Below are 10,325 nucleotides of genomic sequence, written 5' to 3'. Positions count from 1 at the left end.
AAAAGTCAGCCGCTCTTCCCCTCATTTTCATGCCGGGGGTGCGGCTGAGATGCCATGGTCGTTTTCTGTACAGCCGGCTACTTCTGTACATTTTCGCCGACAACGGATTGTACGGCCATCTTCTCGAATGTCAGCTTCTGGCCACCGGCGTTGACAACGATGGTATTGTTTTCTTCATTAATCAGGTCAATTGTGCCATGCAGACCGCCGATCGTGATGATTCGGTCCCCCTTTTTCAGTGCCGCAAGCATTGCATTGCGCTGCTTTTGACGCTTCTGATTCGGACGAATCAACAAGAAATAGAAGATGGCAAACATGACCACCCACAATAATATTTGCTGCATACCCGCGCTCATGATACTCCTCCTTTTTTATTACATATATTCTTGCCAGTCCACGTTCTTTTCTAAAACATATAGGTTTGTCTTATGCTGAAAAAACAGAGTACCGGCGAAATTCCATATCTAGAAACCTCGCGTTTCCGTAATACCGTATCTGGCGAAGAACTCGTCACGGAAATCGCCCAGACGATCGTCCATAATCGCCTGGCGTACCTGCTTCATCATGTTGATAAGGAAATGCAGGTTATGATACGTCGTCAGCCGCACGCCAAGAATCTCATCACAATGAATTAGATGGCGGATATACGCCCGCGTATAATTGCGGCACGTATAACAATCGCAGTTCGGGTCAAGCGGGCTGAAGTCGCGCGCATACTTCGCGTTGCGAATCACCAGACGACCCTGGCTCGTCATGCATGTCCCGTTACGCGCAATCCGCGTCGGCAGCACGCAGTCAAACATATCGATACCGCGAATCGCCCCTTCAATCAGCGCATCCGGAGAGCCGACCCCCATCAGATAGCGAGGCTTATTCGCAGGCAGAAGCGGTACGGTATAATCTAGCACTTCATACATCAGATGATGCGGCTCCCCTACACTTAAACCGCCGATTGCATATCCCGGGAAATCGAGCGATGTAATATCGCGCGCACTCTGCTCGCGCAGTTCACGGTACATGCCGCCCTGCACGATGCCGAACAGCGCTTGATCATGCGGACGCTTATGGGCTTTCAAACAGCGCTCCGCCCAGCGGGTTGTCCGCTCCATGGACGGCTTTACGTATTCAGGATCGGCAGGATACGGAGCGCATTCGTCAAATGCCATAATGATATCCGCTCCAAGTGCGTTCTGAATCTCTATCGCTTTCTCCGGACTGATAAACAGCTTCTCTCCGCTCAGATGGGAACGGAACGAAACTCCTTCTTCATCAATCTGACGCAAATTGCTCAGACTGAATACCTGAAATCCTCCGCTATCCGTCAAAATGGCGCGATCCCAATTCATAAACGAATGAAGACCACCCGCTTCCGCCACCAGATCATGGCCGGGACGCAGGAGGAGGTGATACGTATTGCCCAGAATAATCTGCGCTTCCATCTCCTTCAGCTCTTCCGGGGTCATCGTCTTTACTGTTGCCAGCGTACCGACCGGCATGAAGATCGGTGTGTCAATCGTGCCGTGCGGCGTATGCAGTTTGCCGAGCCGCGCGCCGGTCTGCTTGCATGTCTTTATTAATTCATAGCGTACTGCCAATGTTGGTATCCTCCTATATACATTACACTTGACGAATCGATATCCTTGTTGTGGTTGCCAGGATATCTTACCTCATGCATTTTTTTATAAAATTAGCATGGCGTCGCCGAAACTGAAAAAGCGATATTCTTGTCGAACCGCTTCATCGTATGCGCGCAAAATATTCTCCCGGCCCGCCAGCGCACTTACCAGCATGACGAGCGTCGATTTCGGCAGATGAAAGTTGGTTACCAGCCCGTCAATGACGGAGAACTCATAACCCGGATAGATGAAGATGCTTGTCCATCCTTCTTCCGCGACCAATTTGCCGCCGTATTTTCGGCCGATCGTCTCGAGCGTACGGCAGGATGTGGTCCCTACGGCTATAATACGTCCGCCGTTCGTTTTGGTTTCATTAATTATGCGCGCATTTTCTTCCGTCAGTGTATAGAACTCGCTGTGCATCTCATGCTCTTCTACGGTATCGACTGAGACCGGGCGAAACGTCCCGAGTCCGACATGCAGGGTAACGAACGCAAGGTTTACGTCCATCGCCTTCAGCTCTTCAAGATATTCTTCCGTAAAGTGAAGGCCCGCAGTCGGTGCAGCGGCGGATCCGCGATGTTTCGCGTACACGGTCTGATATCGTTCGTTGTCTTCAAGCTGGGCTTTAATGTACGGCGGCAGCGGCATCTCGCCGAGCTGATCCAGCAGTTCATTGAAAATACCGTCGTATTCAAACCGAACCACACGTCCGCCCACATCCGTACTTTCTTCACACTCGGCGATAAGCAGACCATCACCAAATACAATGCGTGTACCCGGCTTTACTCTCTTACCTGGTCGAACGAGCGTCTCCCAGCGGTCCTCTCCAAGCGGCTTTAACAGCAGCACTTCAATATGGGCACCGGTTCCTTCTTTCACGCCAAAAAGCCGGGCAGGAATCACCCTCGTGTCATTAAGCACGAGCGTGTCGCCGGCTTTCAAATAGCGTTTTAAATCGGTAAACGTCCGGTGCTCTACTTCGCCGGTCCGCTTATCGAGCACAAGCAGACGCGAGCTTGTTCTATCCGGGAGCGGATTCTGCGCAATGAGCGTTTCCGGCAAATAAAAATCGAAATCGTTGACATCCACTGTCTATCCCTCAACTTTGTTTTCAGTCATCAGTATAACGTTCTTTATCATACCGATTTTTTCTCGTTCATGCAAGAAATAGACATGGCCCAGCGCATTAATTTTGCGTTCCGTATTCTCCGGTGATTTGCGCGGGGGCATAATAGAAGTCCAGAATATCCCGATACGTTTTGCCTTCTTTCGCCATTTGCTGGGCACCCCACTGGCTCATGCCGACGCCGTGCCCGTATCCGCTGCCGTTAAACGTAACGGAAGTAAGCACCGGTTGGCTGGCCGTACCGTTCCCGCTCTGACTTACGGCTTTCTTTTGTTCTGCTCCTTGAATTACAAGATTTGCGCCTGTGCTTGCCTTAGTAGTGGTGCTGCTGGCAATTACCAAACCGCCCGCCTCTTTGCGTGCCGTGGTCACATCACTGTTGATGGCCAGCAGTTCTTTAACGGATGCGGGTGTCGGTGTGCTATAATTCGCCTGCACGGTATAGCGTGCGCTTCTTAATCCGAGTACCGTGCGTGCCTCATCTTTGGATAGATGAAGCTCGCCCTTATCTCCTTCAATGGCCAAATCCGCAACTCGTCCAGAAGGATACGTTTGTTTTACCTCTATTTTCTTTATCGTACCTACAGCCGGTGTTCGGTTCTTGATTTTATCCTGAAGTTGGGCCAGTGTCAGCGTCTGCTGCCAGCTCCGATCTTTCGTCCCGCTGGCCGCATCATACGGATCCGGCTTGGCTGTCAGGTAGGGTACACCTGAACCCTTCCACACATTCTCGGCCGCTTCCGTGTAACCACCGTTGCTGGAGCTGTACACCGCGTCAATTAAGCTTCCATTGTATGAGAGAACTTCCCCTTTTGTTTCCTCAACCGCCAGATTGGAATTTTGATTCTCATTTGTTACGCCTTTATACACCTGATACTGAACTGTATCGTTAATATAACCACCTGGTTGCGTGTTGAGCTTACGTACGGCGTATGTGCGCGCTGCCACTGCCTGAGCTTTCAGCGCTTCCCGATTCCAGCTGGTGTACATCTCGCTCGGTACGACTCCTTTGAGATAGTTTTCCATCCCGACGATATTAATCGGGATGATGCGCTGGATCGTTCCTTTATATCCAACACGCAATTCCAGCCCACCGCGATAAGAATATGCTGTTTTCCCTTCCACTTTTAAAGTGGCGGCTTCTCCATCCGGAAGCGACGGTGTTAGCGTAAGTGTACTGACTCCCTGGACAAGCGGAACAGGCATACCCATTTGTCCGAATCGATAGAGACTAAGCGCTCCATTTTCCAGTTGCACGAAATACTTCTGTCCCGCAATCAGGATGAACGACGGCTGCCCCTCCACCGTATAATTGCCGTTAACGGTAAACGTCATTGTCGTCAATGCTTCCGTCGAACTCAGCGCAAACGGAGCCGTTAACTCCACCTTTACAACCGGCTCTTCCGCGGCGTGCGCCGGGCCGGCGAACGGCAGCATAAGACCGAGACTCAATACAACCGGAAGTACTTTCCCCAATTTCATCTATTTATCAACCTTTCTCCCTCTAGAATTTCTATATATCTATGGATATTCTACCAGAAACTCTAGCTTAATTTTCCAAGTCTATTAATTTAGACGAGCAAAGAGGAAAAAGGTCGCAGAAAAATCCTTTATATATGCAAATGCGGATTGCGTGTTTCCATATCTGCCGTATTGGCGGCGAATTCTTCCGCCTCTTCGGGCAGCAGTTGTGAAAATTCAACCTGCTCCGCATGCGTCTTTACTACATGTACGGCTCGACGCAACAAATCGGCACAGGAAATCGGCGTACCAGTAAGTTCAGATAGAGAAGCGACGGTCTCGGGGCGCACTACAGGATATGTATCACCTTCCCGGGCGGCCGCTGCATAGAAGCCGCGCACAAGCTCCGCCCGCTCCCCTCCGCTGCCGTCCGCCAGCAGAAACGCCTGTACAGCGACCGCACCGCGCCGTCTGCGCTGAGCTAATCCCCCGAACTTCCGCCCGTCGATAGCGACGTCAAAATCTCCGGGACAATACGATCCCTGTACTTCTCCCGTTTCAACCGTCACGCCATAAGGCATAAGTATCTGTTCAATAAACTCGACCATCGCCCGATAACCGGCATGAATATCTGTAAACACGTCTTCTGTAGGGAGAATAAGCGACAGATTCAAAACGCCGTCATCAAGTACTACCGCCGCCCCGCCTGAGTTCCGCACCACCGGCAGATAACCGCGCTCCTTCAAATAAGCCAATCCTTGTTCAATACCCTGCAGTTTGTAATCGACATTGCCCATCACGACATTTTGGTGATGGACCCAGGCACGCAGCGTCGCTGGACTGTGTTTCAAGCGCACGGATGTACATAGCGTGTCATCCATCGCAAATGAATACAGCGCATGAAACGAAGGATGTGTTTTTGTCTGATCCACGATGCGCCATATACGCTGCCCGAATAAACCTTTCTCTTGTTTCATCCTTAAATCTCCTCTGGTTTTTTGCATTTAACGGAAAAAACGAAACAGATAGAACAGAAGAGAAAGAACCACGCTTACAATGATACTGGTCATAACCGGAAAATAAAATCGAAAATTCTCTTTTTCAACGACAATATCCCCCGGCAGACGTCCCAGGTTCAGAAATCGTCCTCCCACCTGCCAGATGAGGCCGATAATGATGAGGATAACGCCGAAGATAACCAGCATTTTCGCTACCGGATTCATACGCCTGGCACCTCCCTGCCGAAATAATGATAGGCGTGCGGCGTAACTACACGCCCACGCGGTGTTCGCTGCAAGAAGCCAATCTGCATGAGATATGGCTCACATACATCTTCGATGGTCGCCGCTTCTTCACTTACGGTCGCAGCCAGTGTATCAAGACCAACCGGCCCGCCGGCGAATGTGTCCATAATAGAGCGCAGCAGCTTGTGATCAATCTCATCCAATCCCATCCGGTCTATCTGGATACGCTCCAGTGCTTCACACGCCAGTTCTCCGGTGATCACACCGTTGCCCTGCACCTGCGCAAAATCACGCACCCGTTTCAACAGTCGGTTCGCGATTCGCGGCGTCCCGCGCGAACGGCGCGCAATCTCTTCCGCCCCTTCACCGCGAATCTCGACATCGAACAATTCAGCCGCCCGCATCACAATATAGGCAAGCTCGTCCGTCGTATAATACTCAAGTCGGCTCACTACACCGAAACGATCTCTTAGCGGCGCAGACAACATCCCTGCACGGGTCGTTGCGCCAACGAGCGTAAACGGCGGGAGATCGAGACGCACCGATTTGGCACCCGGTCCCTTGCCGATAACGATATCAAGCGCAAAGTCCTCCATTGCAGGATACAGCACCTCTTCTACGCTGCGCGGCAGGCGGTGAATTTCATCGATAAACAACACATCGCCAGGCGAGAGCGCGGTCAGAATCGCGGCCAGATCACCAGGCCGTTCAATTGCCGGTCCGGACGTCGTGCGCAGGTTAACGCCCAGCTCATTGGCGATAATCATGGACAGTGTCGTTTTTCCGAGTCCGGGCGGTCCGTACAGCAGTACATGATCAAGCGCTTCGCTGCGCAACTTGGCCGCCTCGATGAAAACCTTAAGGTTCTCTTTAATCTGGTTCTGGCCAATGTATTCGGCCAGATAGCGGGGTCTGAGGCTGAATTCCATATTGGATTCCTCCATGTCATGCGCATGGGCGGAAATCATTCTTTCCTCCACTATTTATCCCCCCTTACGTTGTTAAAAATAACTGCAACGCTCGTTTGACAATCCTGTCTGTAGAAGCCAGATCGGCTCCCTCTTTCTCCAGTTTTTTCATGACTTTTTGGATTTCCGCCTGGCTATAGCCAAGCGCGCCGAGCGCCTCCATCGCCTCCTGCTTCGGCTCTTCGAACGCATGGAAGAGCGTCGGTTGATTTCCTGGCAGAGCTTCCGGCTCTCCTTCCACTTGAATCACCGCTTTCTCCTGGACAGGCAGCGCCTTAAGCTTGTCTTTCAAATCCAGAATGATTCGTTGTGCGGTCTTCTTGCCGACACCCGGGAAGCGTGTCAGAAATTCGATATTTTCCTGGGTCACGGCAGCAATAATCTGCTCGGGCGTCCCGGCTGAAATCATCGCCAGCGCTCCCTTAGGCCCGATGCCTGATACGTCTAACAGCTTGCGAAATAAATCCCGCTCGTTCCGCGTCGAAAAACCGTACAGATGGACGGCATCTTCACGTACATAATGATGTGTATATATCCGTACTGTTTCATGCTCCCCTTCACGATATTGAAACGGATTGCCCGAGAAAATGCGATAGCCAACACCATGTGACATGACCACGACGCAATCGGTTTCCACATAGGCAACCTGGCCTTCGATAAAATCAATCATTCCCAGTTCCTCCTGCTCCTACAACAAACCTCGATTCTTTTATTGTACACCATATCAGGAAATACGAACATACATTTCAATTCCAGGATTTTGTTTTAAAATTTCAAAAAAGTTGTATTGATATTTGTTTGAACTTTTCGTATACTGTCTTTCGGTTATAATTTTTATATTACTCATAACATAACAGATAAATAATTTATGAGTAGCGCAATGTACCAACCAGAGGAGGACAATATGAATAAACTATTTCGCAGAAAACCAATCGATGCAATGCTTGGCCAGCGTAAAGAAACAGGGCTGAAGCGTTCACTCGGGGCACTCGATCTGGCCATGCTGGGTGTCGGTGCTATCATCGGAACCGGTATTTTCGTTTTGACGGGGGTCGCTGCCGCAGAACACGCCGGCCCTGCTCTTGTTATCTCGTTCATTCTTTCCGGATTAGCCTGTGCGTTTGCCGCTTTATGCTATGCAGAATTTGCTTCTACAGTGCCAATTGCCGGGAGCGTCTACACGTATACGTATGCAACGATGGGTGAGCTTATCGCCTGGATGATCGGATGGGATTTGATACTGGAATACTTGCTGGCCACCTCTGCTGTTGCCAGCGGCTGGTCAGGCTATTTTCAGTCGCTGCTTCAAGGTTTTGGAATTACAATCCCCGCTGCGCTTGCCTCCGCGCCGGGAGCGGGCAAAGGTGGATTTATGGACCTGCCCGCCTTTATTATCATCATGATCGTAACCTGGCTGCTGGGCAGGGGCATCCGGGAAAGTGCGCGTGTCAACAATATTATGGTAGTAATCAAAATTGCGGTCGTTCTGCTATTCATCGTCATTGGTGTATGGTATGTTAAGCCGGAGAACTGGACACCGTTCATGCCGTTCGGCTTCTCCGGAGTGGTAGCCGGTGCCGCCACTGTATTCTTCGCTTATATCGGATTCGACGCAGTATCTACCGCAGCAGAAGAAGTGCGCAATCCGCAGCGCGATTTGCCGCGTGGTATTATTGGCTCACTGGTTATATGTACCATCCTGTACATTGCAGTTTCGGCCATTCTAACAGGTATTGTGCCGTACAATCAGCTTAATGTAAATCATCCTGTAGCGTTCGCACTGACTTACATTCAAAAAGATGCGTTCGCCGGCTTGATTTCGCTCGGTGCCATTACCGGGATGACGACCGTTCTCATCGTTATGCTCTACGGCCAAATTCGCGTCTCCTTTGCAATGAGCCGTGACGGATTGCTTCCGACGTTTTTCTCAAAGGTACACCCGACATTCAAAACACCGTATGTGAATACATGGACAACCGGATTCATTGCGGCGCTGATTGCAGCCTTTATCGACCTCGGCACTCTTGCTCATCTGGTCAATATGGGAACCCTGTCGGCGTTCGTGCTCGTATCGGTCGCCGTCATCGTACTGCGGCGAACCCATCCGGAGCTGCCGCGCGCTTTCCGCGTACCGGCTGTACCGCTAATACCTGTGCTTTCTATTTTAACCTGCGGTTACCTGATGATTAACTTGCCGCCTGAAACGTGGACTGCATTTGTCATCTGGCTGGCTATCGGATTAGTTGTATACTTCTTATACTCGCGTAAGCACAGCGAACTGGAAAAATAAGAAGAAAAACTCACGGTTTTTTCTGCTTTTACGAATTAAAAGACGGAGCGGCTTTTCCGCTCCGTCTTTTTTCTCGCTATTTAAGCTGTACGGCCGCTTCTTTCTCTTCGTTTGAGAATTCGCTATAAGTAGAAATAATCGAATTGTATTCGGCCGCATCCGTAATATGGATGCCTTTACGCAGCAACTGCAGCTCCTCCGGCGGCAGACTGGATTCTAGCTTCTTTGTATCCAGTCGAAAAAAGGTCTGGATTACCTGCCCTTTCTCAGGCAGACCGTCAAACAAAGTCAGCTCTCCGTCCGCTCCGAGACCAAAATATGCATTTTCTTTGCAATGCGGCGATAGATCGTTAATTTTTTTCTCAAATGTATATACATTGCGGTTGCGTGAGACAAACGTCCAACCTTGATAACGTCTGAGCAGTTCATCCACAGACGCTACGGTCTCCCGTTTCGTCTCTTCTTCCGTCTCTCCGCATATATACTCCCGCTTTAATACCAGATCGACTGTTTGCGCTACAGCCTCATTTCCTTTTAATTTCTCGATGGCGGAGTATAAATACCATGTTCCCCCGCTTATTACCACGATGAATAAGAGCGATAAAGCCAATAGTGTTCTCCAGTGCTTTGGAAGCGGCTTTCGAATCATACGCATCCCTTCTTTGCCTGAATGAAATTTTTATTCCCCATCTTTCCCCGCTCAAAGAAATTTTATACATGATATCTGCCTACCGTAGCAAATCGCCCGCCCATGCATATGATGTAAGGTAATTTTCACAGAAAGGATGGTCGATGACATGAAAATCCACATCGTAAAAAAAGGAGACACCTTGTGGAAAATTGCGCAGAAATACAACCTGGACTTTGAGACACTGAAAAAGGTTAATACACATATCAAAAATCCGGATAAAATTTCTCCTGGCATGAAAGTGAAAGTCCCAACGACCGAAGTGCCGCTAAAAAACAATATGACCGTGAAAGAAATGCAAGTGAAAGAATTGCCGGTAAAAGAAGCGCCAATAAAGGAAAAACCGGTGAAAGAACAACCGGCGGTGACGGAGCAGCCGACAACGAAGCCCCAACCGGAAAACCCTGAAATAAGCATGATGGAGATGGACATCAACATCCAAATGCCGACGATGCCGACTAAGGAATCGCCGGTGAAAGAAGCACCCAAAAAAGAAAAGCCGATGCCGGCTCCGATGCCAAGCCCAGTACCGATGCCTGAAATGAAACCGACAGCGCCTGTGCAGATTACACCGCAACCCATACCGGAAATGAAACCGATGGCACCGCCAAAAGAAGAGCCAACAATGCCCGTACAGGTCATACCGCCTCCGCAGCCCATGCCGATCATGCCTATGGTGCCGCAAATGCCCATGATAGGGTATTGTCCACCTATGCCAATGTATGCGCCGTATGAGCATCACAAGGAAAGCAGTTCCTGCTCGTCATCTATGGAAATGCCTCATATGATGCCATACGCGCAACTGCCGGCTATACAACCTATGATGCCGAATGAACCGTTTCCCATGATGCCGAATGTTCAACTGCCCGCCATGCAGCCCATAATGCCGAATGTTCAACTGCCCGCCATGCAACCCATAATGCCGAATG

The 10,325-nt window shown here is 50.1% G+C and carries 11 protein-coding genes; 2 read left to right on the top strand and 9 right to left on the bottom strand.

What is annotated here, in order from left to right; all coding sequences use genetic code 11:
• Positions 1-77: 77 nt before the first annotated feature.
• The 8 genes from yajC to ruvA all read right to left on the bottom strand — a co-directional run bounded on the left by yajC (position 78) and on the right by ruvA (position 7,088).
• Positions 78-356: a preprotein translocase subunit YajC gene (yajC, locus tag ADA01nite_RS02730; protein WP_146808372.1), complete on the bottom strand. Its 279-nt coding sequence runs from the start codon at positions 354-356 to the stop codon at positions 78-80.
• A gap of 108 nt (positions 357-464) precedes the next feature.
• Positions 465-1,595, bottom strand: a complete 1,131-nt coding sequence (gene tgt / locus ADA01nite_RS02725) for a tRNA guanosine(34) transglycosylase Tgt (RefSeq protein WP_146808371.1) — start codon at positions 1,593-1,595, stop codon at positions 465-467.
• An 84-nt stretch (positions 1,596-1,679) separates the two neighbouring features.
• Entirely contained in the window at positions 1,680-2,708 is a 1,029-nt protein-coding gene (gene queA / locus ADA01nite_RS02720) for a tRNA preQ1(34) S-adenosylmethionine ribosyltransferase-isomerase QueA (protein ID WP_146808370.1), read from the bottom strand.
• Between the two features lie 97 nt (positions 2,709-2,805).
• Entirely contained in the window at positions 2,806-4,227 is a 1,422-nt protein-coding gene (locus ADA01nite_RS02715; RefSeq protein ID WP_146808369.1) for a SpoIID/LytB domain-containing protein, read from the bottom strand.
• Between the two features lie 128 nt (positions 4,228-4,355).
• Positions 4,356-5,183 (bottom strand): lipoate--protein ligase family protein, encoded by an 828-nt coding sequence (locus ADA01nite_RS02710; protein WP_170230119.1) that lies wholly within the window; start codon positions 5,181-5,183, stop codon positions 4,356-4,358.
• A 27-nt stretch (positions 5,184-5,210) separates the two neighbouring features.
• Positions 5,211-5,429, bottom strand: coding sequence for a DUF2905 domain-containing protein (locus ADA01nite_RS02705; RefSeq protein WP_146808367.1), 219 nt, complete (start codon positions 5,427-5,429; stop codon positions 5,211-5,213).
• Positions 5,426-6,418 (bottom strand): Holliday junction branch migration DNA helicase RuvB, encoded by a 993-nt coding sequence (gene ruvB / locus ADA01nite_RS02700; protein WP_371863528.1) that lies wholly within the window; start codon positions 6,416-6,418, stop codon positions 5,426-5,428. The genes ADA01nite_RS02705 and ruvB overlap by 4 nt, the downstream gene beginning before the upstream one ends.
• Before the next feature lie 25 nt (positions 6,419-6,443).
• Positions 6,444-7,088: a Holliday junction branch migration protein RuvA gene (gene ruvA / locus ADA01nite_RS02695; RefSeq protein ID WP_146808365.1), complete on the bottom strand. Its 645-nt coding sequence runs from the start codon at positions 7,086-7,088 to the stop codon at positions 6,444-6,446.
• A 234-nt stretch (positions 7,089-7,322) separates the two neighbouring features.
• Here ruvA and bcaP point away from each other — a divergent pair, with 234 nt between their 5' ends.
• On the top strand, positions 7,323-8,708 hold the full coding sequence (bcaP, locus tag ADA01nite_RS02690; protein WP_146808364.1) for a branched-chain amino acid transporter BcaP: 1,386 nt from the start codon (positions 7,323-7,325) through the stop codon (positions 8,706-8,708).
• Between the two features lie 76 nt (positions 8,709-8,784).
• Here the strand turns inward: bcaP and ADA01nite_RS02685 are convergent, their stop codons facing one another.
• On the bottom strand, positions 8,785-9,357 hold the full coding sequence (locus ADA01nite_RS02685; protein WP_170230117.1) for a BofC C-terminal domain-containing protein: 573 nt from the start codon (positions 9,355-9,357) through the stop codon (positions 8,785-8,787).
• Positions 9,358-9,505: 148 nt separating this feature from the next.
• On the opposite strand from ADA01nite_RS02685, the gene ADA01nite_RS02680 reads away from it, so the two are divergent.
• Positions 9,506-10,325: SafA/ExsA family spore coat assembly protein (locus tag ADA01nite_RS02680; protein ID WP_170230116.1), on the top strand; the 820-nt coding region annotated here is incomplete at its 3' end.

This window comes from Aneurinibacillus danicus, from assembly GCF_007991215.1.
Lineage (GTDB): Bacteria > Bacillota > Bacilli > Aneurinibacillales > Aneurinibacillaceae > Aneurinibacillus > Aneurinibacillus danicus.
This window is presented reverse-complemented; position numbering and strand designations above follow the sequence as displayed.

Coding starts and splice junctions, on each gene's coding strand:
- yajC (WP_146808372.1), bottom strand. CDS start 356: ATGAGCGCGGGTATGCAGCAAATATTATTGTGGGTGGTCATGTTTGCC.
- ADA01nite_RS02715 (WP_146808369.1), bottom strand. CDS start 4,227: ATGAAATTGGGGAAAGTACTTCCGGTTGTATTGAGTCTCGGTCTTATG.
- ADA01nite_RS02710 (WP_170230119.1), bottom strand. CDS start 5,183: ATGAAACAAGAGAAAGGTTTATTCGGGCAGCGTATATGGCGCATCGTG.
- ADA01nite_RS02705 (WP_146808367.1), bottom strand. CDS start 5,429: ATGAATCCGGTAGCGAAAATGCTGGTTATCTTCGGCGTTATCCTCATC.
- ruvB (WP_371863528.1), bottom strand. CDS start 6,418: ATGATTTCCGCCCATGCGCATGACATGGAGGAATCCAATATGGAATTC.
- ruvA (WP_146808365.1), bottom strand. CDS start 7,088: ATGATTGATTTTATCGAAGGCCAGGTTGCCTATGTGGAAACCGATTGC.
- bcaP (WP_146808364.1), top strand. CDS start 7,323: ATGAATAAACTATTTCGCAGAAAACCAATCGATGCAATGCTTGGCCAG.
- ADA01nite_RS02685 (WP_170230117.1), bottom strand. CDS start 9,357: ATGATTCGAAAGCCGCTTCCAAAGCACTGGAGAACACTATTGGCTTTA.